The sequence below is a fragment of the Xenorhabdus mauleonii genome, assembly GCF_900113945.1.
Classification (GTDB): domain Bacteria; phylum Pseudomonadota; class Gammaproteobacteria; order Enterobacterales; family Enterobacteriaceae; genus Xenorhabdus; species Xenorhabdus mauleonii.
Genome location: NZ_FORG01000003.1, coordinates 116,179 through 134,533, shown reverse-complemented (window position 1 = coordinate 134,533; position 18,355 = coordinate 116,179). Strand labels below are relative to the sequence as shown.

Genomic DNA, 18,355 nt, shown 5'->3' with positions numbered 1-18,355 from the left:
TACATACGTTAATAAAAACTAAAAACGAAGAATAACCTCTGTGACCAATTTAAGAAATTGCCCTTTCACTTTTTCTGCTGTCTCAATAACCTCTTCATGGCTGAGTGGCAAATCCAAAATGCCACATGCCATATTGGTTAAGCAGGAGATGCCCACAATTTCAATCCCTGCATGCCTTGCAATAATTGCTTCTGGCACCGTTGACATGCCTACCGCATCAGCGCCAAGTATCCTGATCATGCGGATTTCAGCAGGGGTTTCATATGTTGGCCCGGTCCACCAAGCATAAACACCCTGACGCAATGAAATATCCAATTCCTTCGCCACATCAATAACCACATTCCTCAATGCCTTGTTATACACCTCACTGACATCAAGAAAGCGCACACCGAGATCGGGATTATTTGGCCCAATCAATGGGTTATTTGCAATTAAGTTAATGTGATCGGTAATCAGCATTAAATCACCGGGATTAAAATCCATATTCACCGCACCACAGGCATTTGTGATAATCAGTTTTTCAACGCCCAATGCTTTCATTAAACGGACGGGAAAGGTCACTTGATCGAGCGTAAACCCTTCGTAATAATGAAAACGGCCTTTCATGGCGACAACATTTTTTCCACCAATAGACCCGATAACCAATTCATTGGAATGTCCAACCGCTTCTGATTTGGCAAAGTGGGGAATATGGCTATAAGGGATATGGACTGCATCTTCAAGTGTATCTGCGAACGGGCCTAATCCTGAACCTAATATAATCCCTACCGTCGGTTTTATGCTTGTTATGGATTCAACATAGCTTTTACTTTCTAAGATATCAGCTGTTTTATGCATGTTTTTTTCTCTCCTGGAAATTATCTTTTTTATGAAATTCATAATGCAAGAATACTTTTCATTGATATCAGAATGCCTTGTAACTAAAAATCAGTTTTCAGGTTAAATTAGAAAATTGATTTATTTTGAAAACAAGGCGGCATAATCGATATATACGCGTCGTACTTCAAGGTGCATGTATCATCATCCCGCGACGCGGGATGATGATACGTTGCTTCCTGAAACTTGGAGTTAATAGGGTATATGTGGTAATTGTTTTATCAATTTCTGTGATCATGATCCAAAAATGTACAGCACATGCGGAATGACAATTATTTTTCCGACTCAGGAAGACATAACCGATTACAATTGTCGATCTTGCAAAAGAGATCAAGGTACTTATCTATACCTGTTTTTTAGTGGGAATATTAATTTTAATTAGAGCGGTTTTTTATCCTAAATTTAAATTATTTTAAGGGAGTAATAAGTATGAGAATTGTTAACTTATTCAGCTTGACTACATTGCTTTGCCTTATTCTGGTGGGTTGTGATAACACAAATATAAACTCTGATATCAATGCTGATATTAATACCAATCCCTATGACCATGATAATGCTCCATCTGAGAATCAGATGTCGTAACTCGTTTTTTGTTTAGCTAAAATTAATTAGCTCCCATTAATTTTAGCTTTCAATATTTTTAGCACCAAATTCAAGTACGACAATACATCCGGAAAAGCCTCGCCAAATGTTCTCCTGCGGGAGTGAGTTTTGCATCCTTTCGTTGAATCAGGCCAAAAATGGCAAACGGGAGTTGTTCTTCAAGATCCAAAGCCACAAATTGCTGATCAAACTGCGCCTCAGCAACCACATCCACCGCCACAATCGTCACAAAATCACTGGCGGCGACCAAGCTCATACAAGCCATCAACGTTTCACAGGTAACACGAAAGACGGGAGGCGTTTCCAGTGATGAAAAGCTTTCAAATAACCGGCAATAATAAGTGCCTTTTGGTGTTGGCATTGTCCAATTGCAGTTTACTAATTCTTCCAAAGAAGTGGCATTCGCTTTGGGGTGGCCTTTTCGTACAATCACTTTGTACTCTTTTTCCATCAGTTTTTCGAAATTTAATTCGGCATCCAAACTACCGGGATAATAGGTATTTACCGTAAAGTTCAATTCACCTTGCCTGAGTAGAGGCAGCATCGTTAGTAATTGCCCTTCAACAATTCTCAATTTGACGTTGGGATAATCACGATGAAATTGTGTAATCACTTTGGGCATAATGGTGCGTGTAAGACTTCCCGCAATGCCAACATTGACAACACCGTCAAGCACTCCAACTCTCTGCTGAATATCTTCCTGTGCGCTTCGAAGTTCCTCAAGGATCAAATTGGCGCGTTGCAAAAAACTTGTTCCACATTCAGTTAAATAGACCCCTTGATTGCTGCGTATGAATAAGGTTGCTCCCAAGGCGTCCTCCAGTTCCCGCATTGATTTAGTTAAAGCCGGTTGCGAGAGTGAAAGAGATCGGCTTGCAGCCCTGATACTGCCATGACGGTTAATTTCCACAAAAGTGCGCAGCTGATTGAGTTTTATTGGAGTAGCCATATTTATCCCTTACGATAACTTTTAATTATATAGGCAAAGTTAATTGCATCTTATTTAAATGGGTTTTATTGACTAAATTGAAAGTTGGAAATAAAAATTGTGCAGAATTAAACAGTAAAAAAATAAAGTTAAGATTAACTAAATAATAAATTGAGAAACCAACTTTTAATTAAGGTGTTTAATTAACTTTATTATCCATTGGCTTTAAATTACAGCGTAGACAATGAAACCGGAAATTAAAAGTTAAACGATATAAAAGAGATATTATTATGAATAATTTATTAAGTGAATCTATTCAGCAAATTACTGGACAATTAAAAAACTGGCGTCGCGATTTCCATCATTTTGCCGAATCTGGCTGGTTCGAATTCAGGACTGCGACGATTGTTGCAGAGGAATTACATCGTTTGGGTTACAGCCTGAAAATGGGGCAGGAGGTTATTAAAGCGGATGCACGAATGGGACTGCCTTCAGCACAGGCATTGCAGGATCAAGAACAGCGGGCGATTAAGCAAGGGGCATTGACTGCATGGTTGCCACATTTTTCAGGCGGATTTACCGGTATTGTAGCGACACTTGATACCGGAAAACCCGGGCCGACGCTGGCTTTTCGGGTTGATATGGATGCGCTCGACCAGAATGAGGAACAAACCCCCGCACACCGCCCTTATGCTGACGGTTTTTCCTCCTGCAATGCCCATATGATGCATGCCTGTGGTCATGATGGTCATACTGCAATCGGTTTGGGGCTCGCCAATGTTTTGAAAAAACACGAAAGCCAGTTGATTGGGAAAATTAAATTGATTTTTCAGCCCGCGGAGGAAGGAACCCGTGGCGCGAAATCAATGGTGGAAGCGGGTGTAGTTGATGATGTTGATTGTTTTATCGCTATCCATATCGGCCTTGGTGTACCGCAGGGGGAGTTGGCCTGTGGCAGCGATAATTTTCTTGCAACCTCCAAGATAGATGTGACCTATTGCGGTGTTGCCTCCCATGCCGGCGGAAAGCCGGAAGAGGGGAAAAATGCGCTACTGGCTGCCGCCCAAGCCGCTTTGGGGCTATATGCAATACCACATCACAGCAAAGGCAGTTCCCGCATTAACGTAGGTGTATTGCAGGCAGGAATAGGGCGCAACGTGATCCCTGACCACGCGTTAATGAAAGTAGAAACGCGGGGCGAAACCAATGAAATCAATGAATTCGTCTACAATCAGGCTCTCAATATTATTGCTGGGGCGGCAAAAATGCAGGGGGTTGAATATAAACTGGAATTGATGGGAGCCGCTCAAAGTAGCCAACCTAGCCCTCGTTGGGTCGATTTCATTTATCAGCAGGCGCGACAATATGTCCCCGAGCTTTCATCTGTTGTCAGAAGCCGCAAGCAGCCCGCGGGCTCGGAGGACGCCACCTATTTTATGGAGCGGGTAAAAGAAAATGGCGGGCAAGCCACCTACCTTATTTTCGGTTCGGAACTGAGCGCAGGTCATCACAATGAACGGTTTGATTTTGATGAAAACGTGATGACAACAGCAGTGAAAACCTTAGCAACCATCGCCTTTCACCTATCTGATTTTGAGGGTTGAAAATCATGAGTGATACAATTATTCCTGCCAATAAAGGCCCGGAAGGTATTCTTGGGTGGATAGAAAGAGTCGGCAATAAAATCCCAAATCCTTTTGTTTTATTCGTTTATTTAACCTTCATTTTAATGGTCGCGACGGCTGTTTTTTCTTGGTTTGATTTGACCGTGAGCAACCCCACCAATGGCGAACTGGTGAAAGTGAAAAATCTGCTTGGTGCGGAAGGAATACAGTGGATATTGCCCAACATCGTTAAAAATTTCAGTAGCTTTACACCACTCGGAGCCATTCTGGCATTAGTGATTGGAGCCGGACTTGCAGAAAAAGTCGGCCTGTTACAAGCCCTCATGTATAAAATGGCGGCTGGAATTCATAAACGCTATGCCAGTTACATGGTGCTGTTTATCGCCTTTTTCAGCCATATTTCTTCGGATGCCGCGCTTGTTATCATGCCACCGTTGGGCGCATTGATTTTCATTGCGGTAGGGCGCCATCCTGTAGCGGGGTTATTGGCTGCGATTGCAGGCGTGGCTTCAGGATTCACTGCGAACCTGTTGATCGTCACCACTGATGTTCTGCTATCCGGGATCAGTACAGAAGCGGCAAAAATACTTGATCCCAATTTGCAGGTCAGTGTTATTGATAACTGGTACTTCATGGCGACATCCGTGATTGTGCTGACGGTTGCCGGGGCTATCTTAACGGATAAATTCGTTGAACCGCGTTTGCCGGCATGGGAAGGCAAAAACGATGAAAAATTGGAGAAACTGACCCCGCAACAAAATCGTGGGCTGTTGATGACCGGCCTGTCTGCCTTGGTTTTCATTGGAATTATGGCATTACTGGTTGTTCCTGAAGGGGCATTGCTGCGTGATCCGCAAACGGGTTCAGTCATTCCATCGCCATTTATAAGAGGGATTGTGCCGGTTATCATTCTGTTTTTCTTTGTGGTTTCGATTACTTATGGCATATCCACAAAACAGATAAAAAAGGCCAACGATATTCCTGAGTTGCTTGTTGATCCGATGAAAAATATGGCCGGATTCATCATCATGGTTTTCCCCCTGTCACAATTTGTTGCTTTCTTTAACTGGAGCAATATGGGCAAATTTATTGCGATAGGGCTAACCGATGTGCTGGAAACGTTAGGCATGACAGGCGTGCCTGCTTTTATCGGGCTGATGTTTTTATCTTCCTTATTATGCATGTTCATCGCGAGTGGCTCTGCCATTTGGTCGATACTGGCCCCAATTTTCGTACCGATGTTTGTTTTGTTGGGTTTTCATCCTGCTTTTGCACAAATCATTTTCCGGATCTCTGATTCCGCCGTATTTCCTTTGGCACCTTTGTCACCGTTTTTGCCCCTCTTTTTAGGGTTTCTCCAGCGTTACTATAAAAAAGCTCAACTCGGTACTTACTACACCTTAATACTGCCTTATCCATTGGTATTTTATGCTGTCTGGATACTGCTGCTGATAGGGTGGTATTTTGCCGGATTACCGATTGGGCCGGGAATGTATCCACTGTTACATTGACGATTATTTGTTATTCCTTTGCCGCGTGATGCAACTTGAAATCCATTGGGTATAGTAAAAATTGGAGAGAAGAAAAGCGAAGGATCGCTACCCCCAAAACTGTTACCCAAATATAACTTTAGTGGTTGCCAATAGCGCCATAGTCCCTGAAGACTGTTTACAGAAAATACCTTTTTTCGGCAGTTTTAATTAAATCAGTATGTTTCTAAATTTGTCTTTTGCTGTTATTTACTCAATGAAACCCAATGAATTGTATTTAATTGGATAAAAACACTCTTTGTTTCATCAATAGGCTAATTATTATCGACAGATAATTTGGTTAAGATATTTGGCATTGCCTTTTAGATCAATCTTCGTCGAATTTAATCCATTCTGGCGTTTTGGTAGTTTTGGCTGAATTAGCTGAATTAGCTGAATTAGCTGAATTGGGTGTCAGGCTATTGGCAAATGTATCCCATTCAAGCTCTAGAGGGCTTTTGTCAGGTTGAATAGCAGGAAACTCAATTCCTATTAAATCATTCAAATATGATGTGGTTTCATTCGGATTAAACCATATGAATTTACCATAACCAAGATCATTTTTTAGATGTTCTTGGTATTTTTGCGTTGTATTTTCTATATTAAGGTCAGGGTAATCAATCCAATGACGGCCAGTATTGGGCAATTCGGGGAAACTGACTGTTCCCAATGATGCTTTTACTGGCATACGGAGCTTATTAGCCAATGTCTGAGCAAGCTGGTTTTTTCCTGCATGGCATGCAATTAATCGGATGCATTTAACTTCCTGATATTTTTTCAATAAACCTTCTACGAAGCGAGAAAACTGATCTACATTCATACAATAAGAAAGCGGCATCCTTCCCTTAAAAACCGGGCCATCAGGAGCCGAATGCCCCTCAATATTGAGCCTGAGTCCGGATTTACTATTTGACGTGTCAAAAAAATAACGGAACTTACCCTCATCACATACCTGCAATGGGGTTGTATGCTGAAGTTGCTGCTCCTGAGACATATTATTCATTTCTGTCCAAGTTTTCTGATATTTTCCCATAATTCCCCCTAATTTTTTAAGATATTATCTATTGTGACTCATTGTTAAGTCATGAGGTTCAACTTCAATTAGGTAATATTTAGTTTACATTTAAATTGAATGATGCATTTTATGCATGCTGCATTTCTTATTTGCATTTCATAGAAGGTTAAAAAAATGTAAATATTTATACAGGCTGGCCTTTAAAATCTACAAAAAATAAGAGGTTATTTATAATGAACAAACAAAGGCTCATGCGGCAAATTATTGTCGCCATTCTGCTTGGCATTATTACCGGTTGGGTTTTTCATTATTACCTTGATGCTAACCAAACCAAAGAAGTTGCGTCCTATATCAATATCATCACCGATATTTTTCTGCGCCTGATTAAAATGATCATCGCACCACTTGTATTTGCGACAATAGTGACAGGTTTATTATCAATAGGCGGTTCAACCTCTGTAGGGCGGATCACGATGAAGGCGATGATATGGTTTATTATCGCAGGATTAGTTTCGCTCGGTATTGGCATGTTGATGGCGAACCTGTTCCAGCCCGGCGTTGGCATTAATGTGGCGGTTGCACCACAGGAAGAAGTAAATACCGGCCTCAATACCAGCGGATTTTCGCTGAAAAACTTTATCAGCCACATATTCCCAAGTAGCTTTGCATCTGCAATGGCGAATAATGAAATATTGCAGATTTTGGTTTTCTCAATATTTTTTGGTGCAGCACTTTCATATATCAACCAGAAAAGCCAGAAAACAAGTCCCATCGCGAACTTGATTGAAGATTTGGCGCGCATTATGTTTCGTATCACAGACTATGTGATGTCATTCGCACCAATAGCCGTGTTTGCCGCCATTGCGTCAGCGGTGACTGTACAGGGGCTGGGTCTGCTTTATGATTACGGCAAGCTCATTGGGCTTTTTTACCTTGGCTTACTGTTACTTTGGGCCATTTTGTCTGCGGTGGGTTTCTTCTTCCTTGGCAATGGAATGTTTTCGCTGATGAAATTGATTCGGGAGCCGGTGGCATTGGCCTTTGCGACGGCAAGCAGTGAATCAGCTTATCCCAAGACCATGAATGCACTGGATCAATTTGGCGTACCGAAAAAGATCTCCAGTTTCGTATTACCGTTGGGTTACTCTTTCAACCTTGATGGTTCGATGATGTACCAATCCTTTGCTGTGCTCTTTATCGCTCAGGCTTATAACATCGATTTGAGTATTGCAGAACAAGTCATGATTATGCTGACGCTAATGATCACAAGTAAAGGTATGGCTGGTGTTGCGCGTGCTTCGGTCGTGGTTGTTGCGGCGACACTGCCTATGTTCAGTTTACCCGAAGCTGGCATTTTGCTTATCCTCGCCATTGACCAATTCCTTGATATGGGGCGCACCGCAACTAACGTTGTGGGTAACAGCATTTCCACTGCCGTCATTGCCAAATTGGAAGCACAGCATGGTAGTGACGAACAGGAAATACCGCAAGGTGAAATTTCCCGCCAAGAAGTTTGAAGATACTTGCTGTAATCATGGACTGAGTACAGCAAGTTAACTTGGTGACAGGCTGGTGGTCAGGTTACGCTGCCCACCTTTTTTTCATATATTGCCAAAACCGTTCTGAGGACGGATTAAGGCGAGAGTGAGTCCGATAAATAAAAACGCCCGTTTTTATTGAAGCCTGTTTTGGTTCCAGCAGGCACAATTTCTGTTTTCTCAATTCGTCACGGATTGAATAATCAGGCAGCCAGCCAACTCCGTGACCATCCAAAATCATGCGCTTGAGCAGTTCACTCATGGAAGAAATACAAAAATAAGTAAACTGATCTTTGAAGTTTTTTTCCAATAATTGATTTACCTGACGGCCCATATAACTCTCGTCGGCATATTTCATCAGTGGCAACGGTGCATCTCCCAGTCGATACAATGGCTTCCCTCCGGGATCACAACCTGAAACAAGGTATAACCGAGCATCCAGCACCTTATGATAAAGAAACGGGGAAGTCATTAGCTCGTCATTAAAGAAAGAGAGAATAAAGTCACTCTTACCATTTTTTATATTATTAACGGCTTCATCAACATCAATAGACTCAATATTAAATACTTTATCGGGTTTTTCGGAAAAACCCGAAATCAATTCAGGCAAAAGGGAGATAGAAATAGAATGAGCTGCTGCGATATTAATTCTATATTTAGGTATTTCCCCGCCTTTTATTTTACCAATTTGATGCTCTATATCGCTAAGTAGATTTCTCGCATAAACAATAAAACCTCTTCCTTGTAAAGAAAGCTGTAAAGGATTCGAATTACGGTTGAAAATTTCAAACCCGACCGCATTTTCAAGCGCTTTAATCCTTCGGCTAAAAGAAGACTGCGAAATATTTCTCCGCTCTGCGGCAAGCGTAAAACTGCGCAACTCTTCTAACATGACAACATCATATAACCATTTCAACTCAATATTATTAAGCATAAATAAAATCCAATTATTTACTCATAGGCATAAAAATAATGCATGCAAATAAAGCATAGCACATGGAAATATTGCAATTGCCAATTGTCATCACTATGCCATCATAACGATTATTTTATGAGGTGGCATATGAAAAAAATAATTGGCATTCTTGGTGGTATGGGGCCGGCCGCAACAGTCGATGTCATGGATAAAATAATTAAAAACACACCGGCAACTTGTGATCAAGAGCATATTCCTGTTATCGCTGTTTCATTTCCTGACATTCCTGATAGAACGGCGAGCATACTTTCTGGTGGCGAATCACCATTAAATAAAATGTTAGTTGCATTAAAGATATTAGAATCGGTAGGCGCGGAATGTATTATTATGCCATGTAATACTGCTCATTATTGGTATAAAGAATTAAATGAATCAACCCAGGTTCCGTTCCTGAGCATAATTGATATCACTTGCAATAAAATTGTAAATGAAGGAATAAATAACGTCGCTATCCTTGCTACCAGCGGAACAATAAAAGCGGGGCTTTATCAAGAGAGATTGGAAAGAGAAAATATCAATCTTGTTATTCCTGATGAAATACAGCAGGAGATTGTTATGGAAAGTATTTTTTCTTATAAGGGCGGCGATGAGGAACGGGCTTATCGGTTAATGGCAACGGTTATAAATCAACTTGAAAATATTGGGGTTGAAAAATTTATTATGGGGTGTACTGAAATACCGCTTATTCTTAGTCGGGATAAAGATCAAAGCAGGTATATTGATGCTACGGAGGAGTTGGTTAAAAAGGCGGTGAGGTGGAGTTACTCTGATTAGATGTTTTAAAGTAATTCTTCCAGATTATGAAATTAATATGATTATTATTTGTAATTATTTAAAATAGGTGGTTGCCAGAATATATAACCACCTAATTATGCTATGCTTATTATTCATTTTTGATTGTTACTTCAGTTTTTATAAAACTCCTATTGTTTACTTGATTTTGTATTGGTGTGTATAAATCAATATCTGTGGAGTTAGTTTCAATTGAAATGATCAAGGCATAGCGAGCCATTTTATTATATCTTTCTAATTTTTTTCGTGTCCTCCACCATCCTGTCATGGGATAGACAGCTACCATACCGCGTTCAGCTAAGTCGGCTGCGCTGCCCATCCATACATCTTTATGAATTGACCCCTTGTGACGAAAATCCCCTAATAGCCAATTTGAGTCCAAGGGAGGCTTAGATATATTTTTTGCTTCATTGATTGCATCTCGGCTGAGGCGTTGCAAAAAATGTGGTGTTGATTCAGTGGGTCGTTTTACATCAAATTTGAGTTGATGGCTTGGATAACGGTACTTATTTGAAATGTTCCGGCTTGAGGGATTAGGCTCAATAAAATAAGAAAGTGTAACAGTCATTTTTACCTGTGCATCACCTAATGTAAGGAGAATTTCTTTTGGCCATGGTAATTCATGAACGTGCATCTCTTTGGTGGTAGGTTCCCCGCCTTTAATTAGTTGAAATGGTTGTAGTTCATCTTCGATAATCATTGCCAGTGAATTATTCATGCTCCATAGTGCTTTTTTTAGATCAGGCACACCATATCCCGCAACTCGAGCTAAATGCTGTGCTTTCTTGCGTTCTGTTTTATTGGGATAATTGAACTGTTTTTTCATTGAATCAGTCCACTGAGCGGAATGCACAATTAAGGCACGCACTGTTTCAGGCCAAAGATTAGGATATTCAGAATAAATTTCAGCAGCAAACTTTGCGGCTAATGCTGTTGCTGCACTGGTAGCATTAAATGTCGAAAACAACCGCGTTGGAATATCGTGATGCGTTGTTAATAGCTGTAGGCTAGTCATTGAACTGGCTGAAAATGAATCAACCCCCATATTTCCACCTTCAAATACAACTTCAGGTTTTATTGGCATGGAAGATACCCAATTGACAGACGTTGTACTATAAGGGCTTAATCCGCCATTCGGTGCTAATGGAACATATGATTCTGCCCCTTCATCTTGTATATCAATTTTATTTGTATATGCTCCAACGGTTAGTACGTTCCAGGCTTGGCCGGGATCATGAATATCTTGTAATTCATTATATTGGGGATATTCTTTTAAAGCGGTCAAATCACTTCCGGTATTGCCAGCGCATACAATAAAAAGTCTGCGATATAAATTATCACCAAGATAATCCACTGATAAAGCATCTAGCTCAGAAGACCATGCTGAAGGCTTTCCTCTATCCATAGCGTCTTTTGCAGATAGAGCAAGCGTATAAATTCTTTTTCTATCAAAATTGGTGATTTCAGAAAGGGATATGCCGTCAGCAGTAATTTGCCCCAGGTGTTTCCCTTCATTATCTCCCGAGTATCTTAAGAGTTTTATTGACTCGATTCTGTGTTTGGTTTGTACAGAATTTTGCGAATCTAATATTAAAGATAGATCACCAAATGTAGCGATACCGGCCATTGCAGTTCCATGCCCATCACTATCAGCAGGATCCCAGTTCGGCTCAATAACAAATAAGTCATTTTCGTTACATACGTGTTGGAGTAATGGATGACCGAAATTTATACCTGTATCCATAATAGATATATATGGGCAATCATCATTGAGCTTAAATGATGCTCTGCTTAATAAATCATTACACCATTCAAGCTGATCTGATATGGGAAGCTGTTCAAAAAAATCAGCAGTGGTTTTTGCTTTTTTTATTTCAGCTATCTTACTTAATAACAAAGCAGACTGTGTTAATTGGTTTAGTGACGTTTCTACGAGGAGAACCGTTCTTTCAGGAAATTCTAATGTGCTTTGAGATATTTTAATATTTAGAATTGAGCATAATTTTTTAAAATCACTAATGATTGCTTGCCTATCAGCACCAACAGGTAACCAAATTTCAAGCCATTGTATTTCATCTGGAGATTCAGGATATAACTCTGGGTTATCACTCCATAAATATTCAATAACTGCTTGTCGTATAGTTTTTATTGCATTTATTAGTTTGCTATTTTTAGGGTTTTTATTCTTGTCTTTTTTAGGGTCGAGGTATTGTTCTATTTTCTTTTCTAGAACAGAAAATTTTCCAATAGGAACTAATATTGTTGCTATGTATTTATTATCAACAGAGATTACATTAAGAATCTCAATGCCACTTCTAACGTCTGCAAGTTTCTCAAAATCAAACTCTATTTCAGGGTAACTCTCGAAAGTAATTTGTATTCCTAGAACAGAATCGAGTTCATATTTCTCTGCTTCATTGAGTAGTAATCTTTCTTTTGATTTTATTTGAGTAAGTCGATGAAGTAATTGATGCCCATGTATATTCCTATCACGTATTGGTATATCAGGCGGCGGTCTAGGAGTCGGATAAGCTGAATATTTTTTTACTTTGCCATTTTTTCCAATAAATATATGCTTTTTTTCTTTTATTACAGGAGGCATGTTATCCCTTTCCTATTAAAATAATTCATTACGCATATTCTTTCTATCAGTGATTGCTGAGTCTAGTAAAGACATACTAATTTTGTTATGACCATGAATAAGCATGTCTTTTATTGCTTCTTCAGCAGCTCTTGTAATTTCTGCGCTACTCAACCCTTTGGCTTTTTCTGGTAATTTTTTCCAAGAAAAATTCTTTGCGACGAATGGCAATAATCTATTTTTAAATAAAATAATTACCTCGTCATCTTCAGGAAGCTCATATCGAATGACATCATCAAATCGCCTAAAAAGAGCGTGATCAAGTATTTCAATGTGGTTAGTAGCACAAATTATTAGACTATTTGATTCATCTTGCTCAATCATTTGAAGAAAACTATTAAGGATCCTTCTCGCTTCACCAACATCATTTCCAGCGTTTCTTTGTGAACCAAGCGCGTCAAATTCATCAAAAAAGTAAACACCACGGACATTATCGATCGCATCAAAGACCTGCCTTAACTTTGCAGATGACTCGCCCATAAATTTTGTAATAAGAGCATCTAACCTGACTTGGAATAAAGGATAATCAAGTTCTCCGGCTAGAATTGAGGCTGTAAATGTTTTTCCTGTTCCCGGTGGGCCAACCAAAAGCACTTTTCTTCGTGGAGACAACCCATGACTTTTCAGCTTTGTCATAAATTTTTGTTCACGAATCACACGTTCAAGTTTGTTTTTTAGTTCATCTTTGGCAATAAGATCGACAAGTTTATTTTTAGGATAGGAGGTAGAGAGTAGACCGCTCGTGTCTTGTATCCCTTTCGCTATTGATATTGGTGCATTTTTATTGAGGTTAGATTTTTTTTTGGCAACTTCAACAATATCTCTTAACTCTTGGGCGAGCTTGCCATGCCCACGGCGAGCCTCATAAGCAGCAACTTGCAATGCAACAGACATAAATCTGTCATCATCTTTTTCCAGATGAGATTGCAATAGTGCTTTAACCTGCTCCGAACTTGCCATGACCTTTTTCTCGTATTATGTAAGACATAGGATAACTACAAAAACTGCCTAGCATTCTGACATAGTACTGATGAAACATCCATGTGAGACTCGGTTGTATTTTAATCTATGGCATAACAAAGGATATGCCATGTGTAAGTGAGTTTTTTTAGCCTCCCTTACAGCATAGCATGTAGCATTTTATTCTTCTGAATACTGACTAGTTTTAGGCAGTCTGGTTCATTCGGTTCATTTTAAAATTTTCTGCTTGTGCCAGCACGCCGTAATAGACTTCGTCATTCGCTATTGGAGGGAAATTATGTTTGTGTAGTAGAAGAATTAAATCCACTTTGAGTTTGGCTTTAATGTCGTCTCGCTTACTCCAATCTGGGTATTGGGCCGAATTATCAACAACTAGCTTCATTTCTTTGGCCAAAATGAGCATTTTTTCATCGTCATAGGTGAATTGATATTTTTCACGCATATGGTTCAAAATGTCATAAAAAGCTTTTTCTTCAATATCAACTCCCATTTCGGCGTAAGTGCCCATTTCAGTTTTAATATCGTAGATAATATCTGCCGTCTCTTGGCTAAACGTTTCAAATTCTTCGCCACTTAAGATGTCATCTGCTCTGCGTTCGTTATAACTATCGAGGATTGCTTGAAAACGGCGGGAAAAGTTGACTCCCTGTAGTTGGTTGACCTTTTTAAATTCACTAATGGCTTTTCCCAATAATTTTTCACTTGGTAAACCTTATAATTATTATAGATTCCATATTTGAGCATCATAGGTATTTTCAATCCTGCGGTGTAATTTCATCCACAGAAGGTTATTTTCACACCATGTCCGAGACTGTTTTAGCTGTTTAACCTGCATGCTGTTACGCGTTGTTTTTGCGATAGCTAAGTGAGATTTTTTATCGCTGGGCTCGTCTTCACGGATTCTCACTCACTTTTTATTTTTCTAATACCTGTCGCATATTGGCAATATCAACTGGCGTAACCTGAGTTGCTACAAATTCCGTAATATTACTCCACAGTAATTGCTGAGCCTGTATTTCTCCTTGTTATTGGTTCACCAGATGAAAAGGGAAAATTATGGGAGGCTAAATGGCTTATGAAATAGGAGAAAGGACATCATGAAACAAACTTGGCGTTGGTATGGCCCGACAGATCCCATTTCATTGGTTGATATCCGTCAAACGGGAGTCTCGGGGATAGTGACGGCGTTGCACCATATCCCCAACGGTGAAATCTGGTCTATTGAGGAGATAAAAGAGCGTAAGGCGCTGATTGAATCCCATCAGCTTGAGTGGTCGGTGGTGGAAAGCGTGCCCATTCATGAAGATATTAAAACGCATACGGGGGAATATGATAAATGGATTGCCAATTATCAGCAGACGTTGCGTAACCTCGCTGCCTGCGGGATTCAAACGGTGTGCTATAACTTTATGCCGGTTCTGGATTGGACTCGCACGGATCTGGAATATCAATTGCCTGATGGCTCCAAGGCGCTGCGTTTTGATCAAATAGAATTTGCTGTTTTCGACATTTATATTCTGCAACGTGAAAGTGCGGAAAAAGATTATAACGATAAAGAAATTGCGCAGGCGAAGAAGCGCTTTGCCGCAATGACTGAAGCAGAAAAACAAAAGCTGATAAATACGATCATTGCAGGTCTTCCCGGTGCGGAAGAAGGTTATACCTTAGATGAATTTCGCCAGCATCTGAGACGTTATTCAGGCATTGATAAGGCTAAATTGCGTGAGCACTCTGCCTATTTTCTGAGAAAAATCATACCGGTTGCAGAAGAGATCGGGATCAAAATGGCGGTTCATCCTGATGATCCACCCCGCGAGATATTAGGCCTGCCACGCATTGTTTCTACATTGGATGATATGCGCTGGATGGCTGAGACCGTAGACAGTCATGCCAATGGCTACACGATGTGTACCGGAACTTACGGGGTACGTGCAGATAATGATTTGGTGAAAATGATCAAATTGTTTGGTTCTCGGATCCATTTTCTGCATTTGCGTTCAATCTTGCGTGAAGAAAATCCACGAACATTCCATGAATCTACCCATCTTGCCGGCGATGTGGATATGTATGCCGTGATCAAAGCAATAGCAGAAGAAGAGCATCGTCGGTTGCACGCAGGTGAAACTCACCTTATCCCGATGCGCCCCGATCATGGGCACCAAATGCTGGATGATTTGAAAAAGAAAGTTAATCCCGGTTATTCGGCGATTGGCCGCCTTAAAGCATTGGCTGAGTTGCGCGGTCTTGAACTGGGTATTCACCGTGCCTTTTATAAAGCATAAGGCGGCGCATGATGGAAAAAAATCTTATCAACACCATGAAGCCCGCTCTGTTTCCTAACTGGACAACAGAACGGCTGACCACGCGTATTGTGCATCTGGGTTGTGGCGCATTCCACCGTGCGCATCAGGCTCTGTATACACACCATCTATTGCAGCAAACCGACAGCGATTGGGGATACTGTGAAGTTAACTTGATGTCACAGCAGGGCGCTTTGTTGGTTGAAAATCTAAAAAAACAGTCAATGCGCTATACCGTGGCAGAGAAAAGTCAGGATGTGACGACATTAAAAATCATCGGCTCAATAAAAGAGGCGATGCATCCATTAATTGATGGTGCTCAGGCCATCATTGAAAAAATGGCCAGCCCGGATGTGGCTATTTTCTCTTTGACTGTGACGGAAAAAGGTTATTGCATTGATGCAGCGACCGGGCATTTAGATCGGAATAACCCATTGATTATTGCAGACCTGGCGTGTCCATCTTCTCCACGCTCTGCCATTGGGTATATGACGGCGGCATTAAAGCTGCGTTTTGAACGCCAGTTGCCGCCAGTCACTATTTTGTCGTGCGACAATGTTCGGGAAAATGGTCATGTTGCTCGTCAAGCTGTGCTGGAATTAGCGCGTTTGCAGGATGAAAAGTTGGCACAGTGGATTGAACAGCGAGTGACATTTCCTTGTACGATGGTTGATCGCATTGTGCCGGCAGTGACAGAGGAAACGTTAACTGAAATCGCCCAATTGCTGGGGTGGAAGGACGCTTGTGCCGTTGCCTGTGAACCTTTCCATCAGTGGGTTATTGAAGATAACTTTGCACATGGGCGTCCGGATTGGGATCAGGTTGGTGCGCAATTTGTCGAAGATGTTACCCCTTTTGAGACGATGAAACTGCGCATATTAAATGGCGCTCATTCATTCCTTGCCTATTTGGGGTATTTGGGGGGCTATGCACATATTTCCGATGCTATGACAAACGCGGATTATCGCCGAGCCGTGCATGCTTTGATGCTGAATGAACAAGCACCCACATTGTCGATGCCGGAAAATACAGATTTAGCCAGTTATATAGAGAAATTGATTGAGCGGTTTAGCAATCCCTCTTTAAAACATCAAACATGGCAAATTGCGATGGATGGCAGTCAGAAATTGCCACAACGTTGGTTCGATTCGGTTCAGTGGCACATTGAACAAGGCAGCGATTACCGCCACTTGGCATTAGGCATTGCAGCATGGATGCGTTATGTCGGTGGAGTGGATGAACAAGGCCAACCGATTGATGTGCGCGATCCATTAAAATCGCTCTTTGCGGCCATTTATGTCAAACATGGGCTTTCTGTGGTTGTCGTTAAGGAATCAGTTAAGGCATTAGTTGAAGAGTTATTGGCGATTGAAGCGATCTTCGGTAATAAGTTGATTAAAAACCGTGAGTTTGTCGAGAATATTATCAATGCGTATCAACAAATACTGGATATCGGTGCGCGTCGGGCTGTTGAAATCCTTTCATCCCAAGATGAAAACCGTTGAATAAATAAGTCAGGTAAGGATTAAAAGATGCGAGCCGCAAAAATTGCTTTGATCGGTGAATGTATGATCGAACTGAACGGTGAGCCATTTGGTTCAATGACACAGAGTTACGGTGGCGATGTACTGAACAGTGCGGTATACCTTGCCAGAGCGGGGAAAGGTTCGCTGGATGTCTATTTCGTCACAGCAATGGGCGTAGATCCCTTGAGTTGCGGAATGATCACTCGCTGGCAGCAAGAGGGTATTAACACGTCTTTGGTATTAATCGATAGCGCCCATCAACCGGGTTTATACCTGATACAGCTCGATGAACAGGGTGAACGAACATTTCTTTATTGGCGCAATAACTCCGCGGCTCGCTATCTGTTGCGACATGCGGATTACCCTAAAATTTGCCAGCAATTGGAGGGCATGGACGCGCTTTATCTCAGCGGAATTACTTTGGCGATTTTACCCGAAGAAGATCGCCAATTGCTGCTTAATGACCTGAAAAAATTGTCTTCTCAAGGCAAAACCATTTTCTTCGACAGCAATTATCGTCCGGCGTTATGGGAAAGCGTAGCCCAAGCTCGCGAGTGTTATCAGAAAATGTATGCCATCACCGATATTGCTTTGGTGACTGACGATGATGAATTGCAGCTCTGGGGAGAGGCTTCGACTGGCGTGAATTTGATGAGTGAAAGTTTTAATCGCCTGCAAAAGATGGGCGTCAAACAAGCCATTATCAAAGCAGGGGCGAAGGGCTGTTTTTATCGAGATTTACGTGAGCAGGCTGAAATGCAGCATATTGCGGCAGAGCCGGTTGCGACAGTGGTTGATACGACTGCGGCGGGGGACGCCTTTAATGCTGGTTTTATTTCCGGGCTGCTGAATGGGCAATCTATTCATGACTCCGCGCTACTGGGGCATGAATTGGCAGGGGTTGTGATTCAGCATAAAGGGGCGATTGTTTCTAACATAGCGACATGGCAGATTACAGGGTGTTTTAATGTTCAAAAATCCCATAAGAAATAAGAACTCACCCTGTTTATGACTGTGAAATTTAT

13 protein-coding genes and 1 pseudogene are annotated in these 18,355 nt (G+C 41.1%); 7 read left to right on the top strand and 7 right to left on the bottom strand.

The genetic code is table 11. From position 1 onward, the window contains the following. Positions 1-18 precede the first annotated feature (18 nt). Positions 19-837 (bottom strand): purine-nucleoside phosphorylase, encoded by an 819-nt coding sequence (locus tag BM100_RS03720; RefSeq protein ID WP_092508076.1) that lies wholly within the window; start codon positions 835-837, stop codon positions 19-21. A 691-nt stretch (positions 838-1,528) separates the two neighbouring features. Then, positions 1,529-2,428, bottom strand: coding sequence for a LysR family transcriptional regulator (locus BM100_RS03715; protein WP_092508074.1), 900 nt, complete (start codon positions 2,426-2,428; stop codon positions 1,529-1,531). A gap of 269 nt (positions 2,429-2,697) precedes the next feature. Between BM100_RS03715 and BM100_RS03710 the strand changes: the two genes are divergently transcribed. Further along, complete coding sequence (locus BM100_RS03710) at positions 2,698-4,011, top strand: M20 family metallo-hydrolase (RefSeq protein WP_092508072.1); 1,314 nt, start codon at positions 2,698-2,700, stop codon at positions 4,009-4,011. A 5-nt stretch (positions 4,012-4,016) separates the two neighbouring features. Then, positions 4,017-5,543: a p-aminobenzoyl-glutamate transporter gene (gene abgT, locus BM100_RS03705; RefSeq protein WP_092508070.1), complete on the top strand. Its 1,527-nt coding sequence runs from the start codon at positions 4,017-4,019 to the stop codon at positions 5,541-5,543. A gap of 346 nt (positions 5,544-5,889) precedes the next feature. On the opposite strand, the gene BM100_RS03700 is transcribed toward abgT, so the two are convergent. Continuing rightward, positions 5,890-6,594 (bottom strand): hypothetical protein, encoded by a 705-nt coding sequence (locus BM100_RS03700; RefSeq protein ID WP_092508068.1) that lies wholly within the window; start codon positions 6,592-6,594, stop codon positions 5,890-5,892. Positions 6,595-6,809: 215 nt separating this feature from the next. On the opposite strand from BM100_RS03700, the gene BM100_RS03695 reads away from it, so the two are divergent. Next, a complete protein-coding gene (locus tag BM100_RS03695; protein ID WP_092508066.1) occupies positions 6,810-8,093 on the top strand; it encodes a dicarboxylate/amino acid:cation symporter in 1,284 nt (427 codons plus the stop codon). Between the two features lie 64 nt (positions 8,094-8,157). Here the strand turns inward: BM100_RS03695 and BM100_RS03690 are convergent, their stop codons facing one another. Continuing rightward, on the bottom strand, positions 8,158-9,048 hold the full coding sequence (locus tag BM100_RS03690; protein ID WP_092508064.1) for a LysR substrate-binding domain-containing protein: 891 nt from the start codon (positions 9,046-9,048) through the stop codon (positions 8,158-8,160). Between the two features lie 129 nt (positions 9,049-9,177). On the opposite strand from BM100_RS03690, the gene cuyB reads away from it, so the two are divergent. Continuing rightward, positions 9,178-9,864: a cysteate racemase gene (gene cuyB, locus BM100_RS03685; protein ID WP_092508062.1), complete on the top strand. Its 687-nt coding sequence runs from the start codon at positions 9,178-9,180 to the stop codon at positions 9,862-9,864. 109 nt (positions 9,865-9,973) lie between these two features. Here cuyB and BM100_RS03680 read toward each other — a convergent pair whose 3' ends face one another. The 3 genes and pseudogenes from BM100_RS03680 to BM100_RS03670 form a co-directional block, all read right to left on the bottom strand. Then, the gene (locus BM100_RS03680) at positions 9,974-12,484 is read right to left on the bottom strand and encodes a S8 family peptidase (RefSeq protein WP_211284488.1); all 2,511 of its coding nucleotides are present in this window, start codon (positions 12,482-12,484) and stop codon (positions 9,974-9,976) included. A 15-nt stretch (positions 12,485-12,499) separates the two neighbouring features. Continuing rightward, positions 12,500-13,483, bottom strand: coding sequence for an AAA family ATPase (locus tag BM100_RS03675; RefSeq protein WP_092508060.1), 984 nt, complete (start codon positions 13,481-13,483; stop codon positions 12,500-12,502). Between the two features lie 205 nt (positions 13,484-13,688). Then, positions 13,689-14,204, bottom strand: a pseudogene (locus BM100_RS03670) (type I restriction enzyme endonuclease domain-containing protein); the annotation flags it as partial. A 397-nt stretch (positions 14,205-14,601) separates the two neighbouring features. On the opposite strand from BM100_RS03670, the gene uxuA reads away from it, so the two are divergent. The 3 genes from uxuA to BM100_RS03655 are packed head-to-tail and all read left to right on the top strand — an operon-like array spanning position 14,602 to position 18,323. Continuing rightward, complete coding sequence (uxuA, locus tag BM100_RS03665; RefSeq protein WP_092508058.1) at positions 14,602-15,786, top strand: mannonate dehydratase; 1,185 nt, start codon at positions 14,602-14,604, stop codon at positions 15,784-15,786. Positions 15,787-15,797: 11 nt separating this feature from the next. Then, positions 15,798-17,309: a fructuronate reductase gene (locus BM100_RS03660; RefSeq protein ID WP_092508056.1), complete on the top strand. Its 1,512-nt coding sequence runs from the start codon at positions 15,798-15,800 to the stop codon at positions 17,307-17,309. 27 nt (positions 17,310-17,336) lie between these two features. Next, positions 17,337-18,323 carry a sugar kinase gene (locus BM100_RS03655; RefSeq protein WP_092508054.1) on the top strand — a complete coding sequence of 329 codons (987 nt, stop codon included), beginning with the start codon at positions 17,337-17,339 and terminating at the stop codon, positions 18,321-18,323. Positions 18,324-18,355: the final 32 nt, after the last annotated feature.

What these genes read in the sequence shown, in the direction of transcription:
- BM100_RS03695 (WP_092508066.1), top strand. Translation starts at nt 6,810, where the DNA reads ATGAACAAACAAAGGCTCATGCGGCAAATTATTGTCGCCATTCTGCTT.
- BM100_RS03680 (WP_211284488.1), bottom strand. Translation starts at nt 12,484, where the DNA reads ATGCCTCCTGTAATAAAAGAAAAAAAGCATATATTTATTGGAAAAAAT.
- BM100_RS03720 (WP_092508076.1), bottom strand. Translation starts at nt 837, where the DNA reads ATGCATAAAACAGCTGATATCTTAGAAAGTAAAAGCTATGTTGAATCC.
- BM100_RS03690 (WP_092508064.1), bottom strand. Translation starts at nt 9,048, where the DNA reads ATGCTTAATAATATTGAGTTGAAATGGTTATATGATGTTGTCATGTTA.
- BM100_RS03715 (WP_092508074.1), bottom strand. Translation starts at nt 2,428, where the DNA reads ATGGCTACTCCAATAAAACTCAATCAGCTGCGCACTTTTGTGGAAATT.
- BM100_RS03710 (WP_092508072.1), top strand. Translation starts at nt 2,698, where the DNA reads ATGAATAATTTATTAAGTGAATCTATTCAGCAAATTACTGGACAATTA.
- abgT (WP_092508070.1), top strand. Translation starts at nt 4,017, where the DNA reads ATGAGTGATACAATTATTCCTGCCAATAAAGGCCCGGAAGGTATTCTT.
- uxuA (WP_092508058.1), top strand. Translation starts at nt 14,602, where the DNA reads ATGAAACAAACTTGGCGTTGGTATGGCCCGACAGATCCCATTTCATTG.
- BM100_RS03655 (WP_092508054.1), top strand. Translation starts at nt 17,337, where the DNA reads ATGCGAGCCGCAAAAATTGCTTTGATCGGTGAATGTATGATCGAACTG.
- cuyB (WP_092508062.1), top strand. Translation starts at nt 9,178, where the DNA reads ATGAAAAAAATAATTGGCATTCTTGGTGGTATGGGGCCGGCCGCAACA.
- BM100_RS03700 (WP_092508068.1), bottom strand. Translation starts at nt 6,594, where the DNA reads ATGGGAAAATATCAGAAAACTTGGACAGAAATGAATAATATGTCTCAG.
- BM100_RS03660 (WP_092508056.1), top strand. Translation starts at nt 15,798, where the DNA reads ATGGAAAAAAATCTTATCAACACCATGAAGCCCGCTCTGTTTCCTAAC.
- BM100_RS03675 (WP_092508060.1), bottom strand. Translation starts at nt 13,483, where the DNA reads ATGGCAAGTTCGGAGCAGGTTAAAGCACTATTGCAATCTCATCTGGAA.